This is a genomic window from Exiguobacterium sp. PFWT01 (assembly GCF_018255795.1).
In the GTDB taxonomy this organism is placed as follows: domain Bacteria; phylum Bacillota; class Bacilli; order Exiguobacteriales; family Exiguobacteriaceae; genus Exiguobacterium.
This window is the reverse complement of sequence record NZ_CP073755.1, coordinates 1,841,224-1,865,800: the sequence shown is the minus strand read 5'-3', so window position 1 is coordinate 1,865,800 and position 24,577 is coordinate 1,841,224. Positions and strand designations below refer to the sequence as shown.

Genomic DNA, 24,577 nt, shown 5'->3' with positions numbered 1-24,577 from the left:
ATTTTGTCAATCATCATCAAACATATAGGTTTTTGATTTAGAGGCCACGTTCATGACGAGACCGATGGCGATCATGTTCATGATAATCCCTGTTCCGCCATAACTGACGAATGGAAGGGTGAGTCCGGTGATCGGCAAGACGCCGATCGTCATACCGATGTTTTGGAACACCTGAAACGTGAACATGGCGATGACGCCGGTGACGATATAACTTCCGAACGCGCTACTAGACTCTAACGCAATGTGAATCATCCGATAGAGGAATAGGAAGAAGACGATGATCACGAGAGCTGCGCCGATGAACCCATAGTGTTCTGCGATAACAGCAAATATGAAGTCCGTTTGGGATTCCGGTAAATAGACGAGTCCTTGACCGTATCCCGCCCCGAACATCTGTCCAGAACCGATCGCCTGTAGCGATTTGATCAATTGGAATGCCAAGTCATCTGAATATTCGTAAGGATAAATCCAGGCCTGGAAACGGTTAAGGGCGTGTCCGGGTACGAATGCTTGTAAGACTTCGAAATGGGCAAAGAACAGATACATGAACGTGCCGATGGTCAAAGCGGCGGCGCTGAAGAGACCGAGAAGCCACTTCCAACCGATTCCCGAGACGATGATGATGGCGCCGAGCATCGTCATCAGGACGAGCCCAGTTCCTAAGTCCGGTTGTGTCACAATCAGCCCGAGCGGCGGGATGGCGACTAGTACCAGTTTCACGAGGAGCCACGTATCGAGTTGTGACGAGCCGTAACGTTTATTGTGCTCGTAGACGATGGTCGACATGGAAATCAATAAAAAGAGCTTCATGAATTCGGCCGGCTGGAAACTGAATCCAGGCACGTTATACCATCCATATGCCCCATTGATGTTCGGTACGAGCGACGTGTCACGAAGCGGAATCAGACCGACGAGCAGAAGTAGACCGAATGCGTATAAGTACCAATGGATTTTCCGGAGTTGCTCATATTCGATCGTCATGATTGCGAACATCGCAAAAAAGCCGATGACATAACGAATGCCTTGTTCAAGAGCGAAGTTGATATGTTGAAGTCGCGTTGGCAACATCGGTTGAGCGGTATAGATTGCACCGAGACTGATGATCATCAATAGGAAGACGATGGTCAACAGTGTCGTATCTAAACTTTTAAAATATGATTGTATACGGTTCATAATGGAGTCGAATCACCCTTTCTATACGTATTTTATCTTACCGCAACTTAAAAAAATCGCAATACGTAACGAGTCGGTTGACAAAACAGAAACCTTTCTGTAATCTGAGAACAGATATTATCACCAGGTACTAAAAAGGGGAGTTTATGATGTCAATTTTTCCAACATTAACGAATAAAACGTACGTCGTCATGGGGATTGCCAACAAGCGCTCGATTGCATGGGCCATTGCCAAAACGCTTGATGAGGCAGGGGCGAAGCTCGTGTTAACGTATGCGGCAGAACGATTCAAATCGGGTCTCGAGTCACTCGCAAGTGAGTTGAAGCAAGAAGCGATCCTACTTGAGTGTGATGTGACGAATGACGAAGCGATTGATTCAACATTCCGTTCGATTCACGAACAAGCGGGCGAGATTCAAGGAATCGCGCATTCGATCGCGTTTGCTGACAAAGAAGCATTGCGCGGTGAATTTTCAGAAATGACACGTGGTCAGTTCGCACAGGCGTTAGACATCTCAGCATATAGCTTGACGGCAGTCGTGAAAGCGGCGAAGCCTTACTTCGCACAAGACGCCTCCGTGATCACTCTCACGTACCTCGGCGGCGAGCGTGTCGTTCCGAACTACAACTTGATGGGTGTCGCTAAAGCGGCCCTTGATTCGAGTGTCAAGTATTTGGCGAACGAATATGGTCCTCACGGTGTGCGTGTCAACGCCATTTCAGCTGGTCCGATTCGTACATTGTCAGCCAAAGGGGTCGGCGATTTCAACAGTATCCTTTCTGAACTTGAACAGAAGGCGCCGTTGCGTCGAAATGTTTCGGCAGAAGAAGTGGCTTCGACAGGTCTCTTCCTCCTCTCGGGAATGGGAAGCGGCGTGACCGGAGAAGTCATTCACGTAGATAGCGGATACCATATTTTATAAGTTTGGGAAATGGCGCAGTGATGCGCCATTTTTGTATTACCTCGTGAATAAATCGGGTAAGGACCTATGAAGGAGGTCAGATCATGGGTCCTTATCAGATTGATTTTACTGTCGTGCAATACGTCAACCGACAAGTCCAGCCATCAGGTCGAGCGAGCATCGAACCGGTGACACGAATCAAGCGTGTCCAACGAATCCGACCTCGACGTGAAGAATGGCTTGAAGAAGAGCAAGAAAAAAACCCCGGTCGCTATGTCGACCGGAGCATATAAGGTTAGCCTCGGAAACGGAACGTCTCATAGACGTTCCATGTTTCATTTTCGAGTTCATACATGACGGCCATCCGAGTGATCGTCTCTTCGAAATGAACCTGCTCCATCCGCATACGTTCGAGGACATCGAACAGCTCGGCATCGGTCAAATCTTGACCAATCGTGATGTGCGGCAAGAATTCATATTTCGGTGCTTGGCTGAGCACATCTTCATGCAGTCGTTGCTGAAGGGTCGACAAATCACGTGTCGGCAACACTTTTAAATACAAGACATTGTTCGTTGGTGCGAAAGACCGAACGCCATCGACTTTTAACTGAATCGGTTTAGTCGAATCCGCAACTTGTTGCAAGTACTCGAGTACTTTCGGCAAGTCTTCTTCTGACACCTCTGTCCGTTCTTTAATGGTCACGTGAGGTGAAATCAACGCATACTTTGTGTCATAGCGTTTTCGATAAGAGTTCGCAAAATCTTGCACTTGTTTTGACGGAAATAAGACTACCCCAATCTTCATTCCTCTTCCCCCTTTAATCGTTTAACCTACATGTTCATGATGACCGATTTAATGTGGGAAGTCAAAGCAGGGTTCGTCTTTTTTCAATTTTTCAGTATAATGGTTATATCATATAGAGAGACGATGACTCTCTGAACGAAGGGATGTGAAGCAGGATTTCGATCCTGCGCCTATTATGAAACACGTACCACACTCACGTGATGTCCGAGAAGCGGCTCGTGCTCGTTTGATCGAACGCGGGGTCACGATTGAATCGATTGCTGAAATCGTATACCAGATGCAGGCACCCTATTCGCCACATCTTTCTTTAAAAGATTGTATGGATTCTGTCGAGGCGGTTCTTGACAAACGTGAACTACAACATGCGATTCTCGTCGGTTCAGAGCTCGACATGTTGGCTGAAAAGGGCCAATTATCTGAACCGCTTCTGTCGATTATCGCCTCAGACGAAGGTTTATTTGGAGTGGACGAGACGATTGCGATCGGTGCCGTCAACACATATGGTTCGATTGCCGTTACGACTTTCGGATACTTAGACAAGGCAAAAATCGGTATCATCAAACAACTCGACACGAAGATGGATGATGGGCAAGTGCATACGTTTATGGACGATCTCGTCGGTGCCATCGCTGCCAACGCTTCAGGACGATTGGCGCACCGATTGCGAGATATGGTCGATTTCGGAGAAGAAGAGATGCGTGAAAGAAAAGGGTTGTATTGATGAAGTGGACACCGCAAATGGTGGTCATCACCGGGACGTTCGCTTATGTGATCGTGTCGGTGTTTGTCGTTTTTGGGGCAGTCGATCCGATGAACACATTCGTATATGAATGGTTACAGCCGCTACCGGATCGAGTGTTTGCCTACGTGACAGAGCTCGGGAGTGTAAGAATACTTATAGGTATATCGTTTCTTTGGATGGTCTATTGGTTGGTTCAAGGTGATCGTATTGAGGCGTTTCGCCATGTAATCATCGTCATCGTTACGCTTGTCGGAACACAAGTTCTAAAGCTTTTACATCGAATCGACCGACCGCTTATTGATGCGTCCCTCGATGCGACGACATACAGTTTCCCGAGCGGACATGCCTCAGGATCGCTTGCACTATATGGATTGACAGCTTATGTACTGTATCGAAAGAAACAGTCGAGAGTCGTCATCTTCATTCTCTTGTGCCTCGTCCTTGCGGTCTCGCTCAGCCGAGTCATCTTAAACGTTCATTACTTTAGTGATGTGCTTGGCGGTTGGCTCGTTGCGTTGACGATGATTGCATTGTCTGAATGGATCATAAGGAGGAGAACGGTTTGATCGTTGTGGTAGATGTAGCAAAATGGTTATTCGTTCAAAAGAAAGAAGCTGATGAGGTATCAGTTCCCACGATTTTAGTGGAAAAAAATCGAGAAGGGGCGACATGGTTCACCTCGATGAAAATTTTGTTCCAGTTAAAGAAATGGACGGGTCGACGTCGTTTTGTTCCCCTTTTACTGTGTGATGAGCACACCTATCGTTCATATGAAGTTTTTCATGTCGATGCTGTGCCGTCGTTGGCTCTACTCGACGGGGGGCGGACGTTACTAGTGGACAATAAACGAGATGAGTCATTTGATGTTGTGATACGGGAAAGCGGATTGGAAACAGAAAAATCGATTTTATTGTTCGCGCTTCAGTATATTGAACAGATGACGAATGAATCAGTCGTTTTTGCCGGAGATGAGTCGATTGATGCGACCCGGATTGTCCCGACAGCATTGTTGGATAAGGCAGACCGCTTAGAATCTGGACGTCGTCTATTTGAATGGATGCATGATGAAGACTTACGTAAGGAGAATCAACATGACTGATTGGGAAATGACATTTCAACAATTATTGGACGAACAAGTGGATGAAGTGAACGTGCCACGCGAAGAGTTTTTATCCGTTCGAACCATTTTGATTGAGAAAGGTTGGCTCTTTCAAGTAGTAGGAGAGGCCAAGCACGGTGGCGTGACGATTTATCGCAGAAACCCGGTCACGGCGAATTCATCATTGGAAGAGACGAAGGAATGACATGACTTCAGTCAAAACAACAAGGTCTGCCTCCCACTTGGAGAGCAGACCTTGTTTTGTTTAAGCGTTTGAAGCGAGTTTGATTTTTTGTCGTTTCATCTTGTGTAGTAACCAAGCATAGAGGACTTCACAAGAGTTGTGAGGAAGGGTCAGCTCCACAAGAGGGTGAGCGTGACCAAATATAGTGAAGCGCGAATGGTCTTCGTCGAGCAGAGAGACTTGAATATCCGTCGCATCCTGTAGTGAAATGCGTTGTTCCCCTGCGTGAGCATCTTTAAGTTTCAGCATTTTTCCATTCGTCGCAAACTTGGTGAACGATGAGACTCCTTGTACTTTCAGTTGTTCCATTTCGTGTATCTATCCATCGCGTGATGAATAGATTTTCACCTCGCTTTCTCTATATTGCCTTCCATTCCTCCAGAAGGTTATTCCTAGTATAACGCCTTGTTCGAAAAAGAAAAGTGTTAATTTAACAAAAAATTAAGACAATTTGTTATCAATTTTTAAGAATAGCGTTCAACCCTGTCTGGTATGGGAAGAAGGTTGAAACAATCGGTCTGAAAATAACAAAAAAGAACCTCGTTTCCAGAGGTTCACAACTATTCATTACATGTATGACCTTATAATCGTTCAATCTGCCATGTACGACGACGGTACAACAATTGCCCTTTTAAGGCGATGGATTCTTTCTTCGCATCGAAGTCTTCTTCAAGAACGGACATGTCTTCATAACGGCCCGCTACATAGAATGAGATGACAATTTGGCGATTGAACAAACTACGTTTCGTATGATCGAAATCGATGATCAGACCTTGAGGTGCCAAATCGAGTAATTCATCGATGACGGGAAGTGGAATCGGAACAAAACTGATGTTACGAATGTCACGATCAAGTTTACTTTGCAACATGTTTTGGACGAAACGATTGATTGTCGACCAATCGCGAATATAAAGACTGCTATGTCGATCGTTTGCTTCATTGAAGAACACAATCTCATTATCGAGCGAATCCAAGAACGGCTTCTTGATTCCGCGTTCCATATGACTTAAAAACAAGATTTCTGCAATTTCATGATCGGACAGAGTTTCGAGCGTATTGTAGTCCGGAAAATCGATCGCTGTAAACGTTGTTTGGTTATTCAAATACTTAGACGAGAACGAAGATAGTTCGTGCGCTTCAATATAACGGAAACGCGACCTCGAGGATTGTCTCATCCCTTTGATGTCCGTTCGACAAATAATCATCGGTCTCGTCACGGAAAGCGCTTCTGTTACATCCGCCAACGTCACACCATGCAGTGTGAAGCGTTGGACGTCCCGGTCTTGCTTCAAATAAAAGAGTTGTTTTGACATATGGTATCCCCTCAGTTTGACATACTACGATTATAGTAGCAAAAACACGTGTTTTCTGCCATCTTGAGACGGTACCAGAGGGTTGAGTTCGATACATTTGGGAAAATAGAAGTATAATTGAGGAAACGAATAGGAAAGGCGGGTTCCACATGTGGGGATTAAAACGTAGTTTTCCTGAGCTCGCTACGCCCCGGTTTATCCTGCGAGAGCTAGAACCGCGTGATGCTAGAGCACTTTATACCATTTTATCCACTGAGGAAGTGATGCGATATTATGGGTCGGACCCGTTGCTTGCCGTCTATGAGGCGAAGAACGTGATCGCTTACTTTAAGGATCAATTTCAGCAAGGGAAGGCCATTCGTTGGGCGATATGCGATCGGATGACGAACGAATTGGTCGGAACGATTGGATTTCATAATTGGACGCCCCAATATTATCGCGCCGAAATCGGGTTTGAGGTTTCCCCTCATTATTGGAGACAAGGGGTGGCTTTCGAAGCTGCTTCAGCTGTCATCCAATACGGTTTTGAAGAATTCAAGTTTCATCGAATCTCTGCGTTGGTCGCACCAGGGAATGAAGGGTCGAATCGACTCGTTCAAAAATTGGGATTTATTGAAGAAGGACTTCTACAAGATTATGCATATAGCCATGGCCGATTCATGGATTTGACGATGTATCGGCTACTCAAAACAGAATGGGAAGAAAAGGAGCACTCGATGATATGAAAGCACTCGTATTGCTACATGGGCTGTGCGGTTCTCCAAAGTACTTTGAACAGTTGAAACCGTTATTGAATGCCGAAGTTCACGCGCTCACATTACCTGGTCATGCCGGGACGGACGTGGGACCAGAAACGATGGATCAATTTGCGGACTGGGTCATCGGAGAAATTCGTCTTCGGGGTCTTGACCGTCCGCTCATATGTGGGCATTCTTTCGGAGGCTATGTAACGACTAACCTCGTGCGTCGCTATGGAACAGAAATATCGGGATTTGGATTGATTCACTCCACGGCGGCCGCTGACACAGAAGCGGCGCGGGAAAAGCGAAACGGTGCCATCCATCAAGTCATTGAAGAAGGAGTCAAGCCGTTTATTGACGGAATGATTCCAAATGTCTTCTCAAGCGATTCCGCCCCGGCGCTCATCCAACAAGCAATCGCAATCGGATATGAAATGACGGTCGAGGGAATCGTGAACGCGCAACAGGCAATCCGCGATCGTGAAGACGAAGTGGACACCATCGAAACGACTGACCTCCCCGGCCTATTCATTTACGGCTCAAAAGACCCGAATATGAATGAAGAGCGGGCGTTTTTAGGTGCGTCACGACATACGAAAGCAATCGTTCCGTTCAGTCATATGGGGATGATGGAAGCCCCTGAAGAAGAAGCGAAAATCGTGAACGAATGGATGCGGGAGGTAGAACATGGAAAAGTATAAATTAATCGCTATGTCAGGAAGTCTTCGCAAGAAATCTTTCAATACCGCTCTTTTGCATTCGATCATTGAACTGGCTCAAGAGGATTTCGACATTGAAGTCGTCTCCATCGAACTTCCACTGTTCAATGACGATTTGATTGATCCGGATGAACCGGAAGTTGTGGCCGCATTGAAGCAAGCTGTTCGGGAAGCTGATGGGTTATTGATTGTCACTCCTGAATATAATCATAGCATCCCGGGCGTCCTGAAGAATGCAATCGACTGGCTTTCGCTCGAGCCAGGAACGCCACTTCGGGATAAACCGGTCATGATCGCCGGGGCCTCGCCGGGCATACTTGGAACCGCCAGATGCCAAATCCATCTCCGACAAGTATTTGCCACAAATCGTGCAAATGTTTTACCGGGAAATGAAATTTTCATCACGTATTGTAAAGAAAAGATTGATGATAGAGGGTTGCATGATGAGAAGTCGATTAATCAAATCAACAAAACATTATTGGAATATCGTAAATGGATTGAATTTTGGAAGCGTAACGCAAAAAATTAACTTGAAGTCGCTCATGTTGTTTGATAGAAAGGAATTGTGAAAACAAACACAAGAGGAGCGACACCAAAATGGAAACTTACATCGAACTGTACAATGGCGGCGAATTGGGTGATCGGGCGGTAATGAACGATGGGATGACATTTGGACGGATGACGATTGTTGAATTGTTCTATCAATCCAATCATATTTTTGGTTACGTGAAAGAAGATGGTGAAAAACGTTTCTTCCTTGAACCGATTTCAGAGGACGACACGTTTACTGTGGATGGGACGACGTATTCACTCCAACAGTTTATCGCGTTGTTTTAAGTAAATAGATGGTTGATTGAACGCAAGCGACTCGCTTGCGTTTTTTTGTCATTTTCGTCACGATGAAGAGTGAGGTGATGAGGATGAAACTAGTAGCAATCGAACCGACACCAAGTCCGAATAACTTGAAAATCATTGTGGACCCTCCGTTTGAAGGGAGAGGCACAACGTACGATAAAGCGAGTACGGATGCCCCAGCCATCATTCAAGAAATTATCGGGCTTCGAGGCGTCAAATCCGTTTACGCCGTGTCTGATTTTCTCGCTGTCGAGCGACATCCGAAACATGATTGGCATGACGTCATGAATGAGATCCGACGGGCGTTCGGGGAACAAGTTGAGGAAGTCGAATCCACAAAGATGGATACGGACTATGAACCGGTTCATGTATCCGTCCAATTCGTGCTCGATGTACCGATGCAATTAAAACTCGTCAAAGGGGACGAGGAAAAACGAATCGGATTGTCGAAACGATTCGTCGATGCAGCGATGGAAGTTCAAGCACAAGTGAAGAATGTCATTCAAGACCGTCGTTGGGTAGAACAAGCCCCACGCTATGGTGAATTGGATGAAGTCAGTGTCGTCGCACAAGAAGAATTGGAAGCGGCGTATCCTGAAGAGCGCATCGAGCGGATCGTGGCCCGGGCGTTTGGTCGTGAAGCGGATTTTGAGGCGAACGCGAACCATCTGCAGTCGGATAATTGGAAAGATCGGATGGCATTCTTGGATGAACTCGAAATCCAACATGAAAACATGCCTTATTTCCGTCGTGCCTTGGAAGATTCCGTGATGGCGATCCGCCGACAGGCGGTCGTCATGATCGGGATGTTTGAAGAGCGACGTGAGGAATATGTCACATATATCGAACAAGCCTTAGTGGACGCTTCTCCTATTGTGCGGCGGACGGCTGGGGATACGGTCTCCGACTGGGCATTACCTCAGTCCCAACCTTCCATGATTGAGGCGTTAAAGGATAAAAACAAACTCGTACGTTGGCGAGCGGCTCGTTTCTTATTCGATTGTGGAGATGAGCGGGCTGTACCTGCCTTGTCGATTGCGGAGGAAGACCGCGAGTTCGAGGTCTCTTTACAAGCGCGACTTGCGAAAGAGCGGATCACGAGCGGAGAGACAGCACTCGGGACAGTATGGCAACAAATTTCGAACCGGTCGAAATGAGATTTCGTTCGACATGTATTGAATCAAATTGATTTACAATTTAAGGTAAAGAGGAGCGTCTGTAGTACGGATTGCTCCTTTTTTTCATGAAATCATATGCACATTTCCCCAATTGACTAACATTTGATGTAAACGTTTCGACAATAGGTAAAATGTCATTGTTGTGCTGTCGAACGATAGGACATATATCTTGGTTTCAGATTGGTACACTAGGTTTATCACAGATGAACAAAGGAGCCATACTTATGATATTGTTTGCAGAAACGCCTGAACTTGTAGCTTATAAGGAAGTAGTAGGAGAAACGATGGTCGTCACGTTTGAGTCGATGCACAGTGAGACGTTCTCTATCACGGCTCAAGTCCGGTCTGATCTCGATATCGCAGATTCATTGTTCATGACCGGTTGGCAACAATACATGGAACAAACTAAAGTTTCGTAAAAAAGGTAAATAATATAAGGGAAATCATTACAAACGTCTGCACATTGTATACACTAGTGCTATAGACGTTTTTTATTTTGTTGAGGAGAGTGGGATTCATGAAGAAAACTTGGTTGCTCGCCGTAGTGACGGCAATCTTATTAGTCGTAGCGGGATGTGGGAAAGAAGAGGCGAAACCGAGTCAAGTAAACAGTGATTCGTCTGAACCACCGGCTCCATTGACGCTCGACACGGAAATGGCATACGATGCGTCGGCAAAAACGTTATCAGCTACGATTTCGATGACAAACCCAAATGAGGAAGCAGTCGATGTAACGTTTAATTCGTCGCAACGTTTTCAGTTAGTTGTCAAAAAAGGGGATCAAACCGTATTTGATTACGGAAGTGATTATATGTTCACAGAATCTGTAATTGAGGAAAAATGGGAAGCGAATGATAAAAAAGTATTCGACGAAGTCTTCCCACTGACATTAGAACCAGGCGAATATTCGGTCGAAGTGATTGGGCTCGGTCAAGTTGACGGGGCACCTGAAATTGCTGTGACAGATGAGACGACGTTCACCGTTGAATCTGCTACAACAGAAACTCCGGATGAAGGTACGTCAGAAACACCGGAAGAAACGCCTGCAACAGAGCCGCAATCGGACGGCGCGTTCCGTGATGTACAAATTGACTTGAATGACACGATGATTCAAGTGAGCGGATATACGGATGAGGTCGAGTTTGAGTGGTCTGTATCAGACGGACATAATGTTTACGCTCAAGGTGCAGCCGAAGTGACCGGCGGTGGTTTCTCATTTGGGGTATTGCTCGATGAAGCACCGGCGAAAGATCAACCATTGTTCTTAGAGATGACACCAATCGGTGGAGAGGTCACATCATTTAAAGTTCAATAAAACTATGGCGGAAACTGTTGTTTCCGTCTTTCTTTTTGAGACGCTAGTTGACGGGGTATAAGGATTATCAGACAATAAAGCAAAATGAGAGCATAGTGGGAGGGTAATCCATGCAACAACATATCATTGAATCAACACATGTCAAACCGACCATCAACCCGAAAGAAGAAATTCGTCAACGTATCGACTTCTTGAAAGCATATGTGAAACGGGCTGGTGCGAAAGGACTCGTCCTAGGGATCTCGGGCGGGCAAGACTCGAGCCTTGCCGGAAAGCTATGTCAACTCGCCATGGAAGAGCTTCGTGAAGAAACGGGTGACGAGTATACATTTTATGCAATTAGATTGCCTTATGGTGAGCAACACGATGAGCATGACGCGCAACTTGCGCTTGAGTTCATTCGTCCGGACAAATCGTTCACTGTTAACATCAAGCCTGCTGTTGACGCGTCGGTAGAAGCGTTTCACTGTGCAACGGGTCTGGAATTGAGTGACTTCCATAAAGGGAACACGAAGGCACGTGAGCGGATGAAGGCGCAATACGACATCGCGGCAACGTTCGGTGCACTCGTGGTCGGAACGGACCATGCCGCAGAATATGTGACGGGATTCTATACAAAACACGGTGACGGTGCTTGTGACCTCACACCGTTGACCGGTTTGAACAAACGTCAAGGGAAAGCACTTCTCCATGAACTTGAAGCGCATGAGCGTGTGATTTATAAAGTGCCGACGGCCGACCTTGAAGATGGGCGCCCTGGACTACCTGATGAAGTCGCGCTCGGTATGACATATGATCAGCTGGACGACTATTTGGAAGGGAAGACGATCGACCCGACAATCGCCGAGCGAATCGAGACGATTTTCAAACGTTCACGCCACAAACATCATATGCCTGCCTCGTTGTACGACGAATGGTGGCAATAAAAATGGAGAAGCTGTCTCGAGGCAGCTTCTCCTTTGTTGTCTCACGCTTTTTTAAATGGGACGAACTGAATGATCAGGATGCAGGTGAAAGCGATGAAACTGAGGAGTGGGATGGTGACGAATCCAAAATAGTTGACCCAACGAATCAGGCAGTCGTTCGTACAGAAGGCTTCACCATTCGGGATCCGTTCTAAAATGACATGATACAGACTGATACACCATCCGGCACCGACCATAATCCCTACGAACAAGCGGTTGACGTCTCGTGCGGTCAACATGATAGTCAAGTAGTAGATGGCTAGCGGATACATAAAGATGCGTTGGAACCAACACAACTTACAAGGTAAAAAGAGCATGATCTCTGAAAAATAAAGGCTGCCGAGCGTCGCGACGGTCGCAACGATAAAGGCGAAATGATGACGTTGCATCAGATTTCCTCCTAACAATCAAATTGATGATTAAACATGATATGATACATTGAAACAAATACTTATTCAGTATACAATCTTTCAAACGATAGAGAAACAGGTGACGTGATGCAAGTTTCGGAAGTAGAAGTGTTAATTATTCTTGCGGAAGAATTGAATATGCGTAAAGCAGCCGAGCGGTTGTTTGTCTCACAACCAGCGCTCAGTCAACGGCTCGTGACCATCGAACATCAGTGGGGAAAGAAGATTTTCGTTCGCTCCACAAGAGGGCTCGCATTGACGCCAGATGGGGAGAAAATCATCGAGTTCGCCAAAAAGATGTACAGCGAAGAACAAGAACTGAGGGGTGAACTGACTGCCAATCAAGGGGAAGTGTACGGGACGTTGAAAATAGCCGTCGCCTCCATCATGGGACAATATTGGTTACCCAAGGTATTGAAGACGTTCGTCGAACGCTATCCGTCTGTCCGTGTCAAATTGGTCACCGGATGGTCGAGCGAAATGATGCGTTATATGCTCGAAGAGAATTTTCATATCGGAATCATTCGAGGGAATCCGGATTGGCGAGGGGAACGGATGAAGTTGTTCTCCGATTCCTTGCATTTGGTCGATCTAAAAATGACCGACCTCTCCCAACTAAAAAACAATGAGCGCTCGTTTATTCAATTCAAGAGCGACTCGACGTATTACCAGGAAATATTAGAGTGGTGGCAGGAACGGTTTTCGAGCCCACCTCTGACGACGCTGGTCGTCGATCAAATCGAGACATGCAAACAGATGGCGTTACACGGAATCGGGTTCGCGATTCTTCCGGAATCGACCATCAAAGATGTGAACGAGATGAATAAGATTCCATTGACGTCGTCGGGTGGCGTGCCGCTCGTCCGAGACACGTGGATGCTTTCGACAGAATCGATGTTGGAGCTGGCGCAAGTCCAGGCGTTTTGGAAAATCGTCGAAGAAATTACGAAGGAGACTGAGTTATGAATTGGGCAATTGAAGCGAGACGACAGCTACATTTAATTCCGGAAGCCGGATATGAAGAGTTCAAAACACAAGCGACACTTGAGCAATTGATTCGATCGCTCGATTCGTCACGTGTTCATATCACGCACTGGCGAACAGGTCTTTTCGTCCGGGTAGATGGTCTCGTCGGTGAGAAGACGATTGGATATCGGGCTGATATGGATGGACTGCCCATCACGGAAGAGACGGGGCTGGAGTTCGCATCGATTCACGAAGGCATGATGCATGCATGCGGACATGATGTGCACATGTCGATCGCACTTGGATTAATTAAACGAGCGGTCGAGGAACCGCTCAACCATCACCTTGTCGTCTTTTTCCAACCGGCCGAAGAGGGACCGGGTGGTGCCGAACCGATGGCGAAATCAGAATTGTTCTATCACTTCCGTCCGGATGCATTGTTCGGCTTACATGTCGCGCCTGAATATCCTGTCGGCATGGTCGCCTCACGACCGGGCGTGTTGTTCGCGAGTGCGCGAGAGCTCCATATCACCATTCATGGAAAAGGGGGGCATGGTGCTTTCCCTCACGCGGGAATTGACGCTGTAATCGTTCAGGCCGCTCTCATCATGCAACTGCAAACGATTGTGTCTCGTAACATTGACCCGATGGGAAGTGCGGTCGTCAGTATCGGAAAAGTCGCAGCAGGAACGAAAGAAAATATCATCGCCGATACGGCCAAACTGGATGGAACGGTCCGCGCCTTGTCTGATAAAGAAATGGTCGTGCTTGAAAGCCGGATTCGTCAAATCATCGCCGGAGTCGAGATGACGTATAACGTACAAATCGACCTTGAATTCGGCAATCGGTATCACGAAGTCGTCAATGACGAACGTTATCTTTATCAATTCGAGGAAGCGGTTGAAGAGGTCGGCTATTCTTATAAAACATGTGTCCCTGCCATGACTGGTGAGGATTTTGGATATATGTTGAAACAGGTCCCCGGATTTATGGTTTGGTTAGGAGTGAACGATATGGGGTCAGGACTCCATCAATCGACACTCAACCCGGATGAACGTTCAATCGAAGTGGCCATCGATCTGTTCGACCATTACTTCCGAACTGTCATGATTCAATAACACGAAGCGGTCTCGATTGAGTCCGCTTTTAGTGTGCCCAAAAAGGAGTGAACGAGTGAGAAAAAGGGAAAGATTTATTCATGTAAAGCGACGATTCTGTGGCGATTGCTCAAATGTGAACATTTTGCGAACTCGAGCATTGAGACATTACAGCGCAATATAAAATCATTATGATGTAAGTATCGAAGGGTATTCATCTGTGATTGTCGTTTCATACATGGGTTCGAAGCGATAGAGAGAGATAGGAGGTAATCAATAGATGTTTCAAGATCCTGTCCTGATGAGTCGAGCATTGACGGCACTCACATTAGGTTTTCATGTGATTTTTGCCACACTCGGCGTCGGGGTTCCACTTTTAATTTTATTGGCAGAATTTTTAGGAATTCGTAAAAAAGACCCGAAATACACGCTCATGGCTCGACGCTGGTCGCGCGGCTATGTCGTGACGGTAGCGGTTGGGGTTGTGACGGGTACGGCCATCGGTCTGCAACTTTCACTCCTATGGCCGAACTTGATGCGCGTTGCGGGTCAAACGATTGCGCTCCCGCTTTTCATGGAAACGTTCGCCTTCTTCTTTGAAGCGATTTTCCTTGGTATTTACTTGTACACGTGGGATCGATTTAAAAATCCGTGGCACCACATGCTTCTCGGGATTCCGGTTGCCGTCGGTGCATTGTTTTCAGGGTTCTTTATCACAACGGTAAACAGTTTTATGAACCAGCCTGTAGGGTTTGATATTGTCGATGGTCGATTGGCAAATGTCAGCCCGCTCGAAGCGATGTTCAGTCCGGCCATGCCGACGAAAATGGCACACGTGTTGACTTCGGCTATTTTAACATCCGCGTTCATTCTAGCTGCGATTGCAGCCGTTCAGTTGTTACGTCAACGCCGAAATCAACTCGACAAGATGTCAATCGAGTATCATAAGAAAGGTCTTCGTCTGACGATGACGGTCGCTTTGATCTTTGCGATCGCGACAGCGCTTGTCGGTGACTTCTCAGGTAAATATTTGGCTAAGTATCAACCAGATAAATTAGCAGCTGCAGAATGGCATTTCGAAACCTCCTCCGAGGCCGAATTGATTTTGGGCGGATGGTTAGAAGATGATGGGCAAGGTGGCTATGAAGTTCGAGGCGCCTTGAAGATTCCTTACGCCCTCTCTATTCTTGCAGGTGGTGTCCCGAACTATGAAGTGACGGGTCTCAATGAATTTGCGAAAGAAGATCAACCGCCGCTCTTCGTTCACTATCTATTTGATGCGATGGTCGGAATTGGGATGCTTCTCGCGCTCATCTCCTTCCTGTTCGTCCTTGGACGCTATATTAAACGTTTGAACCAGTTCAGCAAGCCGATGCTCTTTGCGATTGCAGCCGGTGGACCTCTTGCCATGGCGGCGATTGAGTTTGGGTGGTTCTTCGCAGAGTTTGGTCGTCAACCTTGGGCGTTATATGAGTTGATGCGTACGAGTGAGGCGGCTACGACATCAGCGAACGTCGGTTGGATGCTTGTCGCTTTCGCGATCCTCTACGCGGTACTCGGAACAGTGACTGTGGTTGTCCTATCACGCCTGTTCAAAGAGAATCCGGTAGGAAAAGAACTAAAACAATCCGAGCATCGTGGTGAAGCGATGTTTGCGGATGAAGTGTGATCGGAGGGTATGACATGCAAATTCAAGAATTAGGGATTGCCGTCTTATGGACGTTTCTATACGGCTACCTCATCGTCGCATCGATTGACTTCGGTGCAGGCTTCTTCGCTTTCTATAGCCGCTATACGAAACGTGATCACTTAGTGAACCGTCTCGTCAAACGGTATTTGTCACCGACATGGGAAGTGACGAACGTATTCTTCGTGTTCTTCTTTGTCGGGATTGTCGGATTCTTTCCGGACACTGCTTATTACTATGGTACGGCCTTGCTCGTTCCAGCGTCTGTCGTGTTAATCTTGCTTGCGATTCGTGGTAGTTTCTATGCGTTTGCTAACTATGGGTCAAAGGAGAGCACGCTTTATATGTTCCTCTATGGGGCGACGGGACTACTCATCCCAGCTTCGATGTCGACGGTCTTAACTGTCAGCCAAGGTGGTTTCATCACGGAGACAGAGAACGGTGTCTTCTTTGACGGGGCGAAGTTGTTCACCAACTTCTACTCGTGGACGGTCGTCATCTTGGCGATTGTCTCCGTCCTCTATATTAGTGCGATGTTCCTCTTGTTCTATGCGGACAAGGCACGTGACCAAAATGCCGTCGAACTCGTTCGGAAATGGGCTCTATTTTGGAGCGTCCCGACAATTATCGCATCGGGTCTCGTCTTCTTTGGGTTGAAGTCACAAGCTGCGTGGCACTACGAAAGCATCCTAGGAGGGAACTGGTGGTGGTTTGCGATGAGCTTCTTGTTCTTCGTCATCGCCGTCTCCTTCGTGTATATGAAACGAAATTACGGGATTGCCTTCTTGATGGTCATGGGTCAGTTCTTCATGGCATGGTTCGGCTACGGATACTCTCACTTGCCATACATCCTGTATCCGTATATCGACATTAATGGAAGTGTCGTCAACGAGTCGATGGCGGTGGCACTTGTCATCGTATTCATCTTAGGGTTGCTCCTACTCGTTCCGGCACTCTATCTCTTGCTCCGTTTGTTCTTGTTCGACAACGACTACGTACGAGGGAAACGCTCGAGTGGAAAAGCATAATGGCAAGAACGGGATTTCCTTGATTTAAAGGGAATCCCGTTTTGTTTTTTATATAGAGTTTTGAAGTGGAATCAGTTACACTGAACGAAGAATCAAGAAGAGAACATGTGTAGGAAAGGGATGTAGCATCATGACAGGTGAATTTGCAGTCATCGGGTTAGGACGATTTGGAGGGTCGATCGTCCGAGAATTGTCTTCAAATGGATATGACGTCCTCGCCATCGATTCAGATGAGGAACGTGTCAATGAGTTTATGGGATTGGCAACCCATGCCGTGATTGCCGATACAACAGATGAGAATGTGTTAAAGAGTTTAGGGATTCGTAACTTTGAACATGTGATCGTCGCCATCGGGGAGAATATTCAAGCTTCCATTTTGACGACGTTGATTTTAAAGGAACTCGGTGTCCAAATCATCACGGTCAAGGCGACGAACGATTACCATGAAAAAGTACTCCGTCGAATCGGGGCGGATAACATCGTCCACCCTGAGCGTGATATGGGCGTTCGAATTGCCAATGGATTGATGAGCCAAAGTATCCTCGACTACCTCGAATTATCGAATGAACATTCGATTGTCGAAATTAAAGCATCGGACAAGTTATCGAACAAATCCCTCATCGATTTGGACTTGCGAGCGAAGTACGGGGTGAACATCGTCGCGATTCGTCGCGATGACGATGTCCTGATTTCTCCTCAAGCGGATGAGATGATTTTATCGGAAGATATCCTGATCATCATTGGGAAGGATACCGATTTGGATAGACTAGAGCGCACTCTTCGTTCGAGATAAAAGAAAAGACCTTTGGAGCGATGCCGCGATCGTTGAATCGATTGATCCAACTCGACGGTTTGACTCCGAGGGTCTTTTTTTAGATGAGCTTCATCGCCTTTAGGCCGTACTCAATCCCATCTTCAAGGATGGATTTCGTGACGAAATCCGCCACGTCTTTCGCTTCGGTGCGACCATTGCCCATGGCGATTCCTGTCCCTACATACTGAAGCATGGCCAAGTCGTTCAATGCATCTCCGAAAGCATACGTATTCTCCAGACGGTAGCCGTTGGTCTCAATAAAGTGACGGATGCCGTCTGCTTTACTGGCTCCTTTATTGATCACGTCCATCGCATGAGGGTGCCAACGGATAAAATCGAACTCACGATAAGCATTGATGTAATGATGCTCGTCTTCAGGCGTGCAATACAGTAACGTCTGATACACATCCTCTTCTGCGTGGAAGTTCGGTTCGAATGAAGGGATCGGCATGTCGAGTTCGCCGAGCGATTGTTCAACGATGGCGTCATTCGGTCTTGAAGCACCACCACGGTCCTGACCCAAATAGACGAGTGTATGGTCATTTGAAGAAGCGTGCGTCGTCAAGCGACCGAGTGCATCTTTCGAGAGCGTGTTACGATAGACAATTTCACCTTTGTGCACGACAATCTGACCGTTGTAACAAACGAGACTATCAATCCCGACACGTTCTGGGATGTCGGATAGCATGGCCGGTCCTCGTCCCGTCGCGATGAACGTCTCGACGCCGTTTGCCTGAAGTGCTTGAATCGCTGAAATCGTGGAAGGCGGGATATAACTACCTTCATGTAAAAGCGTGCCGTCAATGTCGAAGAAAACAACCTTTTGATCTTCCATTTGATTCACCATTCTTTCTCTTTATCTAAAAAATATGTTTTCTGAACCCACTAAAAGGATAACACGAAATAGGGAAACTACCACGAATATCACATCGTTAGTGAAATATTGTCATGATATGAGCTATAATGAAAAAAGAATCTTACGGGCATATTCGAGAATCACTTATGTTTCACATAGATGTATTAATAATTGAAGTAAGGAGAGATTAAATGAAGTTTGTTAAGAACCACCAAACAGCCGTGTTCGCATTGGGCGGACTCGGAGAAATCGGGAAGAACACATATGTTGTTCAATTCCAAGATGAAATCATCGTCATCGATGCGGGAATCATGTTCCCAGAGGATGACTTGCTTGGAATCGACTATGTGATTCCTGATTACTCGTACTTGATTAAAAACAAGGACAAAGTAAAAGGGGTATTCATCACTCACGGTCACGAAGACCATATCGGGGGAATTCCATTCTTATTGAAGCAAGTTCAATTGCCGATTTACGCGACGAAGCTCGCGCTCGGATTGATCAAAGTTAAACTTGAGGAGCATGGGTTGCTTCGTGAGGCGGAGCTCCATGAGATTGATGAGGATTCACTCATCAAATTCCGTAAGACGAGCATCTCGTTCTTCCGCACGACGCACTCGATTCCGAACTCACTCGGTGTCGTCGTCAAGACGCCACAAGGGAACATCGTCCATACGGGTGACTTCAAGTTCGACTTCACTCCGGTAGGCGAGCCGGCAGACCTTGCCAAGATGGCGGAAATCGGAAAAGAAGGCGTACTTTGTCTCTTGTCCGATTCAACAAATGCAGAAGTGGAAGGCTTCACGATGAGTGAGAGCGTGGTCGGTGGGACGATTAGTGAGACGTTCCGGAAAGCGGACGGTCGAATCATCTTTGCGACGTTCGCATCGAACATCTATCGTTTGCAACAAGTGGTCGATGCGTGTGCCGAGACAGGTCGTCATCTCATGATTTTCGGTCGTTCGATGGAGAAAGTCATGACGATCGGACAAGAACTCGGTTTCATCAACGTGCCAAAGGGTATGATTATTGAGGCGAATCAGATGCGTCACTACGACCCGAATGAAATCGCGATTCTTTGTACCGGATCGCAAGGGGAACCGATGGCAGCGCTCAGCCGTATTGCGAACGGGACGCACCGTCAAGTGTCAATCATTCCTGGGGATACGGTCATCTTCTCTTCTTCTCCAATCCCAGGTAACGCCATCTCGGTCGGGAAGACGATTGACCAGTTGTATAAAGCGGGAGCGGATGTTGTCTACGGTAAGTTGACGAACATTCATACGTCAGGTCACGGTTCGCAACAAGAACAGTTGTTGATGATTCGTCTTCTGAATCCGAAATTCTTCATGCCGATTCACGGCGAGTACCGTATGTTGAAAAAGCATGCTGAGCTTGCTGAATCGGTTGGAATCCCGAAAGAGAACAGTTTCGTTATGGATAATGGCGAAGTGCTTGCTGTCGACTCGGAGTCGGCTGCGGTCACTGGTAAAATTTCTGCGAACGCTGTGTATATTGATGGGAATGGAATTGGTGATATCGGGAATATCGTATTAAGGGATCGCCGAATTCTGTCTGAAGATGGACTCGTTGTCGTCGTCATCAGCATCGATGGCAAGACGCGCAAACTCGTCTCAGGGCCGGATATCATCTCACGTGGATTCGTCTACATGCGTGAATCAGGTAGTCTGATTCGTGATGGCGAACGATTGTTGAAGAAAACCGTCGAACAAGGATTGTCCAATAAGCAGATGAAGTGGTCGGAGATGAAACAACTCGTTTCAGACACCCTCACACCTTACTTGGCACAAAAGACGCGGAGACACCCGATGGTCCTGCCGATTATTATGGAAGTATGATCTGACGGGCTGTAGGAGACTACAGCTCGTTTTTTTCACCGCAAATGAGGAGGGGGAGCTTATGTCGAAGAAACAGGGAAAGAAAGGGTGGCTGAAATGGGGAGCCGCAATCATTGCGGTCATTTTTCTCATCACGCTCGTTTATCATCAAGTCAAACCATTACCGGAAGGCGTGTCGAGACAATCTGAACCGTATCTCATCACAGATGACCAAATCGATTTTCTTCATGATTTGACCTATCAAGGGGAAGATGCAGAGATTGTCGAACAGGAGATATTTAGTGAAGTTGAACGAGCGATACGTGAGGCAAAAGAATATATCGTCATGGACTTTTTCTTATTCAATCCTTATTCGAATGAAGACCGACAATATCCGGACATTACATCGCGCCTATCTTCAGCATTGCTTGAGCAAATGAAACGATATCCGGACTTGAAAGTCGTCTTTATCACAGATGACATCAATACCAGCTATAACGGTCATGTTTCTGACCACTTCGATGTACTGGAGGAGGCAGGGGTAGAAGTCGTGTACACAAATCTCGACGAACTTCGTGACCCAAATATTCTTTACTCCACGTTTTATCGAATGGCGCTTCAATGGTTTGGGGATAGTCAAGACGGGTGGCTACCGAATCCGATGGCCTCTTCGGCACCGGACATAACGGTACGTGCATATTTAAGGTTGCTCAACATCAAAGCGAACCATCGGAAAGTGATGGTCACCGAGAATGAAGGCTTTGTACTTTCTGCCAATCCACATGATGCCAGTGGATATCACTCGAATGTTGGTGTCCATTTAAAAGGACCGATTTTAAAAGAAATCGTTGAAGGTGAGCAAGCGGTCGCAACGTTCTCGAAAGGGGATGCACGGCGCTTCCCAGATGATGAAGCGTTGTCGAAGATTGAAAATGCGCCGAGCGAGGCACCGATGGAGATTCGTTATGTCACGGAAGGGAAGATTCAAGAGTCGGTGCTCGATGCAATGAATGGGGCGGATGATGGGGACACCATTTGGATCGGAATGTTCTATTTGGCAGATCGGAATATTATCCAAGCAATCGAGGATGCCGCCGGGCGCGGGGTGACGGTGAACTTGATCCTCGATCCGAACACGAATGCGTTCGGGCGATCGAAATCAGGGTTACCGAACTTACCGGTGACGGCAGAACTGAACACCGTCAACCCGGAGCAAATCGAGATTCGCTGGTATGATGTCGGCAAGGAACAATATCATCCAAAAATCCTGTATGTGGATGGTGAAGAAAAGACAGTTGTCTTAGGTTCGGGGAACTATACGACCCGGAACATGAACGATTACAACCTGGAGGCAGACGTCGAAGTGACAGGAGATGTGGATACAGCCTTCTTTGATGAAGTGGACGAGTATTTTAATCGTCTATGGAACAATGAGAATGGCACGTATACGGTAGCGTATGATGAGATTCAAACCGATCTCCCAATCGGAAAGTATATGATGTATTGGCTCCAAAAAGTCACATGGACGATGACGTATTAAAAAACAGCTATCCTCAAAGTTTGGGGATAGCTGTTTTGACGTTAGTTCGTCTCGATTGGATTAAACTCATTCGTGTATTCGTATAAGAATTTCCCGGTCTCTTTCAAGACGTCACTTTTACGGTGAAGCGAGAAATGGTCGTACGGCACCGTCTCTGTCTGAATGTTGTTCGTATACTCTTCAAGTAACAGCGAACTTGCCGGCTCAATCAAATTGAATTCGCCGCCTCGTCCAGAGAAGGAGAGTACCTGAACGGACCTCGGCCATGTCTCAAGCTTAGACTGGAATGCTTGCAGTCCGTCTGAGTTGGGGGACAAATCACGGATGGCAGGGCTTCCGGTATTAATGCCGAAGTTACTGGCAGATAAACCGAAGTTTGCAAGGCGCGTCCCGCCGAACGGGCTATCGAACGTCACAAACTTATCGACGATGTATGTCTCTTGATTCAGGATATAGTTTGCAGCGGCTACGCCACCCATGCTATGGCCAATGATATACATCCGATCGAATGATCGATTTCTCGTTTTTTTATATGTTTCAATGGCTCCATTCAACCACTTTGTCTGATTGTTTAAAGAAGCCTCTGCATCTTCGAACTCGATTCGGACAATCGGACGAGTTGAACTAAAATCATATATTTCACAGTCGGTCTTGCCTTTGACAGTCACGGTACAAAGCGCCCCATCAGTCGCTTGACCACTTTGTTCCATCGCTTGAGAGAAGCGGAGAAACGTCCGGTCTGTCCCGAGTAGTCCATGAACTGCAAACGTAGGGATAAACTCATTCGTTTGAGAAGCTTGGCGAATCGCCTCGGATTGACGCTCGTTTGCCAACTCTTGTCGGAATGTCCCGACAATCAAAATGAGCGAGAGGGAGACAATCAATAACCCTAACAGGCGTGAACGAATCGACGTTTCTCTAGGGTTGCCGACGTTTCGTCGATACTTGCGCCAAATGAAATAACTTAAGATGATAGCTGACACCAATACGATGATGGTGATCACCCATGCTTTAACGTTCGGCACATGGGCGACTAACTTTACATTGTTTTGGCGTCCTCCGTACACTTGCCACTCGACATGCTTCATAGAACGGAGGTCTAGGCCAGTTCCATCCTCAACGAATACGCCGGTCGGAACAGTCAAGTTAAAGCGAATGTCGGCTTGGCGGATATATCGTTCAGCCAATTTTTTTGGGGAGCCGGTTAGTTCGACGCCGGGTAAGTCGACCCGGTCGAGACGGAGGTCGAGATTGGTTTGTAACGTATAGGAATCAAACCAAATGCCTTCCTGTTGATCGATGTCGAACTGAATATCCGGAGGAACTAAAATACCGGCTGGTCCCGTTTTCCATTCCTCTTTAATCTGTTGCAACTCGTCCACATTTTTAAATGTCTTCTTTAAGACCATGCCTTCGTAGTCATCAGGACTTGAATAATCTTCTGTTTCATATCCGTTCTCTTCCGCCTGCTCTTTCCAAGTATCCCAGTCGAGCCTGAGATTGAGCAATTTCATGACAGGATGATCACGGAACGCGTAAGTCGTTTCGAGCGAAACAGATTGGTCATAGTGAACAGTCGCATCATAATTGATTCGCACACATCCACCGATTAAAAGAAATAAAAATGGGAATAGTAACAACAGTGCCCTTTTTCTCGAGCTAAACATGTTAAATCGGTTCGCCGTATGTTTCTAACGGGTTCGACATATTGATGCGGTCATAGAACATGATCCCATCTAAATGATCGAGCTCGTGCTGACATACGACAGCGCGCATTCCGCGCAGGCGAAGCTTAATGGGCTTCCCATCGCGGTCGAACCCTTCTAACGTGATTCGACGAAAACGAGGTACATTTCCTTTGACCACGCGATCGACCGATAGACAGCCTTCGCCGCCATTCAAAAATGTCTGCTCGACGGAATGACTTGTGATTTTAGGATTGAAGATGGAGAGTTTGAACGTCTCTTCCTCTTCTTGTAGCAAGACTGTGAAGAAACGACGATTCACACCGAGTTGTGGCGCGGCGATGCCGACCCCACCTCGCAACTCGTATTTCTCGCTCATCTCTGGGTCTTGACTATTGACGAGGAACGCCTCCATCTCGTCAAGTAACGCCAAATCTTCTGTCGTTGGCGGAATCGGTACTTCAGTTGAGCGCGCGCGAAGCCGCTCGTCTCCTTCGCGGATGACATCTTTCATGGTTAACATACACAACTTCCTTTCTATCAAACATATATGATTGATTATATCATATTTAAACAGGAAGGAATGTGGATGGTACAGAAGGTGAA

29 protein-coding genes are annotated in these 24,577 nt (G+C 46.8%); 21 read left to right on the top strand and 8 right to left on the bottom strand.

The features are described 5' to 3' along the window. Positions 1-6 precede the first annotated feature (6 nt). The gene (locus KD909_RS09685; protein ID WP_031421494.1) at positions 7-1,173 is read right to left on the bottom strand and encodes an FtsW/RodA/SpoVE family cell cycle protein; all 1,167 of its coding nucleotides are present in this window, start codon (positions 1,171-1,173) and stop codon (positions 7-9) included. 149 nt (positions 1,174-1,322) lie between these two features. On the opposite strand from KD909_RS09685, the gene fabI reads away from it, so the two are divergent. Together fabI and KD909_RS09675 are read left to right on the top strand one after the other, a co-directional pair. Next, positions 1,323-2,096 (top strand): enoyl-ACP reductase FabI, encoded by a 774-nt coding sequence (fabI, locus tag KD909_RS09680; protein WP_015881230.1) that lies wholly within the window; start codon positions 1,323-1,325, stop codon positions 2,094-2,096. Positions 2,097-2,179: 83 nt separating this feature from the next. After that, positions 2,180-2,368: a hypothetical protein gene (locus tag KD909_RS09675; RefSeq protein ID WP_015881231.1), complete on the top strand. Its 189-nt coding sequence runs from the start codon at positions 2,180-2,182 to the stop codon at positions 2,366-2,368. A gap of 2 nt (positions 2,369-2,370) precedes the next feature. On the opposite strand, the gene KD909_RS09670 is transcribed toward KD909_RS09675, so the two are convergent. Further along, positions 2,371-2,880, bottom strand: a complete 510-nt coding sequence (locus KD909_RS09670) for a YjcG family protein (RefSeq protein ID WP_031421499.1) — start codon at positions 2,878-2,880, stop codon at positions 2,371-2,373. A gap of 175 nt (positions 2,881-3,055) precedes the next feature. Here KD909_RS09670 and KD909_RS09665 point away from each other — a divergent pair, with 175 nt between their 5' ends. From KD909_RS09665 to KD909_RS09650, 4 genes are read left to right on the top strand one after another with little or no spacing between them, the layout of a single operon-like run. Then, on the top strand, positions 3,056-3,601 hold the full coding sequence (locus KD909_RS09665; RefSeq protein WP_211781430.1) for a phosphatidylglycerophosphatase A family protein: 546 nt from the start codon (positions 3,056-3,058) through the stop codon (positions 3,599-3,601). Beyond that, positions 3,601-4,188, top strand: a complete 588-nt coding sequence (locus KD909_RS09660) for a phosphatase PAP2 family protein (RefSeq protein ID WP_211781429.1) — start codon at positions 3,601-3,603, stop codon at positions 4,186-4,188. The genes KD909_RS09665 and KD909_RS09660 overlap by 1 nt, the downstream gene beginning before the upstream one ends. Beyond that, positions 4,185-4,721 (top strand): hypothetical protein, encoded by a 537-nt coding sequence (locus KD909_RS09655; RefSeq protein ID WP_211781428.1) that lies wholly within the window; start codon positions 4,185-4,187, stop codon positions 4,719-4,721. The genes KD909_RS09660 and KD909_RS09655 overlap by 4 nt, the downstream gene beginning before the upstream one ends. Continuing rightward, positions 4,714-4,926, top strand: a complete 213-nt coding sequence (locus KD909_RS09650; protein ID WP_047795463.1) for a hypothetical protein — start codon at positions 4,714-4,716, stop codon at positions 4,924-4,926. The genes KD909_RS09655 and KD909_RS09650 overlap by 8 nt, the downstream gene beginning before the upstream one ends. Before the next feature lie 60 nt (positions 4,927-4,986). On the opposite strand, the gene KD909_RS09645 is transcribed toward KD909_RS09650, so the two are convergent. Both KD909_RS09645 and KD909_RS09640 read right to left on the bottom strand, forming a co-directional pair. Further along, the gene (locus tag KD909_RS09645) at positions 4,987-5,274 is read right to left on the bottom strand and encodes a hypothetical protein (protein ID WP_015881237.1); all 288 of its coding nucleotides are present in this window, start codon (positions 5,272-5,274) and stop codon (positions 4,987-4,989) included. Between the two features lie 272 nt (positions 5,275-5,546). Next, positions 5,547-6,278 carry a hypothetical protein gene (locus KD909_RS09640; RefSeq protein WP_015881238.1) on the bottom strand — a complete coding sequence of 244 codons (732 nt, stop codon included), beginning with the start codon at positions 6,276-6,278 and terminating at the stop codon, positions 5,547-5,549. Between the two features lie 149 nt (positions 6,279-6,427). Between KD909_RS09640 and KD909_RS09635 the strand changes: the two genes are divergently transcribed. From KD909_RS09635 to nadE, 8 genes are all read left to right on the top strand, one after another. Then, entirely contained in the window at positions 6,428-7,003 is a 576-nt protein-coding gene (locus KD909_RS09635) for a GNAT family N-acetyltransferase (protein ID WP_015881239.1), read from the top strand. Further along, entirely contained in the window at positions 7,000-7,719 is a 720-nt protein-coding gene (locus KD909_RS09630) for an alpha/beta fold hydrolase (protein WP_211781427.1), read from the top strand. The genes KD909_RS09635 and KD909_RS09630 overlap by 4 nt, the downstream gene beginning before the upstream one ends. Then, complete coding sequence (locus tag KD909_RS09625) at positions 7,706-8,266, top strand: NADPH-dependent FMN reductase (protein WP_211781426.1); 561 nt, start codon at positions 7,706-7,708, stop codon at positions 8,264-8,266. Before KD909_RS09630 ends, KD909_RS09625 begins: the two co-directional genes overlap by 14 nt. 68 nt (positions 8,267-8,334) lie before the next feature. Then, a complete protein-coding gene (locus tag KD909_RS09620; protein ID WP_015881242.1) occupies positions 8,335-8,574 on the top strand; it encodes a hypothetical protein in 240 nt (79 codons plus the stop codon). Between the two features lie 83 nt (positions 8,575-8,657). Further along, positions 8,658-9,749 (top strand): virulence factor, encoded by a 1,092-nt coding sequence (locus tag KD909_RS09615; protein ID WP_015881243.1) that lies wholly within the window; start codon positions 8,658-8,660, stop codon positions 9,747-9,749. A gap of 245 nt (positions 9,750-9,994) precedes the next feature. Continuing rightward, positions 9,995-10,189 (top strand): hypothetical protein, encoded by a 195-nt coding sequence (locus tag KD909_RS09610; RefSeq protein WP_015881244.1) that lies wholly within the window; start codon positions 9,995-9,997, stop codon positions 10,187-10,189. A gap of 98 nt (positions 10,190-10,287) precedes the next feature. After that, positions 10,288-11,085 (top strand): BsuPI-related putative proteinase inhibitor, encoded by a 798-nt coding sequence (locus tag KD909_RS09605; RefSeq protein WP_015881245.1) that lies wholly within the window; start codon positions 10,288-10,290, stop codon positions 11,083-11,085. A 110-nt stretch (positions 11,086-11,195) separates the two neighbouring features. Next, positions 11,196-12,011, top strand: coding sequence for an NAD(+) synthase (gene nadE / locus KD909_RS09600; protein WP_211781425.1), 816 nt, complete (start codon positions 11,196-11,198; stop codon positions 12,009-12,011). Between the two features lie 41 nt (positions 12,012-12,052). Here the strand turns inward: nadE and KD909_RS09595 are convergent, their stop codons facing one another. Next, positions 12,053-12,439: a disulfide bond formation protein B gene (locus KD909_RS09595; protein ID WP_211781424.1), complete on the bottom strand. Its 387-nt coding sequence runs from the start codon at positions 12,437-12,439 to the stop codon at positions 12,053-12,055. 108 nt (positions 12,440-12,547) lie between these two features. Between KD909_RS09595 and KD909_RS09590 the strand changes: the two genes are divergently transcribed. The 5 genes from KD909_RS09590 to KD909_RS09570 all read left to right on the top strand — a co-directional run bounded on the left by KD909_RS09590 (position 12,548) and on the right by KD909_RS09570 (position 18,031). Then, positions 12,548-13,426, top strand: coding sequence for a transcriptional regulator CcpC (locus KD909_RS09590; RefSeq protein ID WP_031421506.1), 879 nt, complete (start codon positions 12,548-12,550; stop codon positions 13,424-13,426). Next, positions 13,423-14,544 (top strand): N-acetyldiaminopimelate deacetylase, encoded by a 1,122-nt coding sequence (locus tag KD909_RS09585; RefSeq protein ID WP_078146623.1) that lies wholly within the window; start codon positions 13,423-13,425, stop codon positions 14,542-14,544. The genes KD909_RS09590 and KD909_RS09585 overlap by 4 nt, the downstream gene beginning before the upstream one ends. 259 nt (positions 14,545-14,803) lie before the next feature. Beyond that, positions 14,804-16,192, top strand: a complete 1,389-nt coding sequence (locus KD909_RS09580) for a cytochrome ubiquinol oxidase subunit I (protein WP_015881250.1) — start codon at positions 14,804-14,806, stop codon at positions 16,190-16,192. A gap of 14 nt (positions 16,193-16,206) precedes the next feature. Then, positions 16,207-17,238: a cytochrome d ubiquinol oxidase subunit II gene (locus KD909_RS09575; RefSeq protein WP_015881251.1), complete on the top strand. Its 1,032-nt coding sequence runs from the start codon at positions 16,207-16,209 to the stop codon at positions 17,236-17,238. Positions 17,239-17,368: 130 nt separating this feature from the next. Continuing rightward, entirely contained in the window at positions 17,369-18,031 is a 663-nt protein-coding gene (locus tag KD909_RS09570) for a potassium channel family protein (RefSeq protein ID WP_015881252.1), read from the top strand. A gap of 79 nt (positions 18,032-18,110) precedes the next feature. Here the strand turns inward: KD909_RS09570 and KD909_RS09565 are convergent, their stop codons facing one another. Further along, the gene (locus KD909_RS09565) at positions 18,111-18,899 is read right to left on the bottom strand and encodes a Cof-type HAD-IIB family hydrolase (RefSeq protein WP_015881253.1); all 789 of its coding nucleotides are present in this window, start codon (positions 18,897-18,899) and stop codon (positions 18,111-18,113) included. 200 nt (positions 18,900-19,099) lie between these two features. Here KD909_RS09565 and rnjA point away from each other — a divergent pair, with 200 nt between their 5' ends. Next, positions 19,100-20,767 (top strand): ribonuclease J1, encoded by a 1,668-nt coding sequence (gene rnjA, locus KD909_RS09560; RefSeq protein ID WP_015881254.1) that lies wholly within the window; start codon positions 19,100-19,102, stop codon positions 20,765-20,767. A 61-nt stretch (positions 20,768-20,828) separates the two neighbouring features. Next, entirely contained in the window at positions 20,829-22,286 is a 1,458-nt protein-coding gene (locus tag KD909_RS09555) for a phospholipase D family protein (RefSeq protein ID WP_211781423.1), read from the top strand. 41 nt (positions 22,287-22,327) lie between these two features. Here the strand turns inward: KD909_RS09555 and KD909_RS09550 are convergent, their stop codons facing one another. Next, a complete protein-coding gene (locus tag KD909_RS09550; RefSeq protein ID WP_249199020.1) occupies positions 22,328-23,884 on the bottom strand; it encodes an alpha/beta hydrolase in 1,557 nt (518 codons plus the stop codon). A gap of 70 nt (positions 23,885-23,954) precedes the next feature. Continuing rightward, positions 23,955-24,494 carry a peptide deformylase gene (gene def / locus KD909_RS09545; RefSeq protein WP_211781421.1) on the bottom strand — a complete coding sequence of 180 codons (540 nt, stop codon included), beginning with the start codon at positions 24,492-24,494 and terminating at the stop codon, positions 23,955-23,957. Between the last annotated feature and the right edge of the window lie 83 nt (positions 24,495-24,577).

Coding starts and splice junctions, on each gene's coding strand:
- KD909_RS09580 (WP_015881250.1), top strand. CDS start 14,804: ATGTTTCAAGATCCTGTCCTGATGAGTCGAGCATTGACGGCACTCACA.
- KD909_RS09635 (WP_015881239.1), top strand. CDS start 6,428: ATGTGGGGATTAAAACGTAGTTTTCCTGAGCTCGCTACGCCCCGGTTT.
- KD909_RS09665 (WP_211781430.1), top strand. CDS start 3,056: ATGAAACACGTACCACACTCACGTGATGTCCGAGAAGCGGCTCGTGCT.
- KD909_RS09645 (WP_015881237.1), bottom strand. CDS start 5,274: ATGGAACAACTGAAAGTACAAGGAGTCTCATCGTTCACCAAGTTTGCG.
- KD909_RS09650 (WP_047795463.1), top strand. CDS start 4,714: ATGACTGATTGGGAAATGACATTTCAACAATTATTGGACGAACAAGTG.
- KD909_RS09585 (WP_078146623.1), top strand. CDS start 13,423: ATGAATTGGGCAATTGAAGCGAGACGACAGCTACATTTAATTCCGGAA.
- def (WP_211781421.1), bottom strand. CDS start 24,494: ATGTTAACCATGAAAGATGTCATCCGCGAAGGAGACGAGCGGCTTCGC.
- KD909_RS09670 (WP_031421499.1), bottom strand. CDS start 2,880: ATGAAGATTGGGGTAGTCTTATTTCCGTCAAAACAAGTGCAAGATTTT.
- KD909_RS09590 (WP_031421506.1), top strand. CDS start 12,548: ATGCAAGTTTCGGAAGTAGAAGTGTTAATTATTCTTGCGGAAGAATTG.
- KD909_RS09640 (WP_015881238.1), bottom strand. CDS start 6,278: ATGTCAAAACAACTCTTTTATTTGAAGCAAGACCGGGACGTCCAACGC.
- KD909_RS09620 (WP_015881242.1), top strand. CDS start 8,335: ATGGAAACTTACATCGAACTGTACAATGGCGGCGAATTGGGTGATCGG.
- KD909_RS09625 (WP_211781426.1), top strand. CDS start 7,706: ATGGAAAAGTATAAATTAATCGCTATGTCAGGAAGTCTTCGCAAGAAA.
- rnjA (WP_015881254.1), top strand. CDS start 19,100: ATGAAGTTTGTTAAGAACCACCAAACAGCCGTGTTCGCATTGGGCGGA.
- fabI (WP_015881230.1), top strand. CDS start 1,323: ATGTCAATTTTTCCAACATTAACGAATAAAACGTACGTCGTCATGGGG.
- KD909_RS09565 (WP_015881253.1), bottom strand. CDS start 18,899: ATGGTGAATCAAATGGAAGATCAAAAGGTTGTTTTCTTCGACATTGAC.
- KD909_RS09660 (WP_211781429.1), top strand. CDS start 3,601: ATGAAGTGGACACCGCAAATGGTGGTCATCACCGGGACGTTCGCTTAT.
- KD909_RS09555 (WP_211781423.1), top strand. CDS start 20,829: ATGTCGAAGAAACAGGGAAAGAAAGGGTGGCTGAAATGGGGAGCCGCA.
- KD909_RS09570 (WP_015881252.1), top strand. CDS start 17,369: ATGACAGGTGAATTTGCAGTCATCGGGTTAGGACGATTTGGAGGGTCG.
- KD909_RS09605 (WP_015881245.1), top strand. CDS start 10,288: ATGAAGAAAACTTGGTTGCTCGCCGTAGTGACGGCAATCTTATTAGTC.
- KD909_RS09675 (WP_015881231.1), top strand. CDS start 2,180: ATGGGTCCTTATCAGATTGATTTTACTGTCGTGCAATACGTCAACCGA.
- KD909_RS09630 (WP_211781427.1), top strand. CDS start 7,000: ATGAAAGCACTCGTATTGCTACATGGGCTGTGCGGTTCTCCAAAGTAC.
- KD909_RS09595 (WP_211781424.1), bottom strand. CDS start 12,439: ATGCAACGTCATCATTTCGCCTTTATCGTTGCGACCGTCGCGACGCTC.
- KD909_RS09575 (WP_015881251.1), top strand. CDS start 16,207: ATGCAAATTCAAGAATTAGGGATTGCCGTCTTATGGACGTTTCTATAC.
- KD909_RS09610 (WP_015881244.1), top strand. CDS start 9,995: ATGATATTGTTTGCAGAAACGCCTGAACTTGTAGCTTATAAGGAAGTA.
- nadE (WP_211781425.1), top strand. CDS start 11,196: ATGCAACAACATATCATTGAATCAACACATGTCAAACCGACCATCAAC.
- KD909_RS09685 (WP_031421494.1), bottom strand. CDS start 1,173: ATGAACCGTATACAATCATATTTTAAAAGTTTAGATACGACACTGTTG.
- KD909_RS09615 (WP_015881243.1), top strand. CDS start 8,658: ATGAAACTAGTAGCAATCGAACCGACACCAAGTCCGAATAACTTGAAA.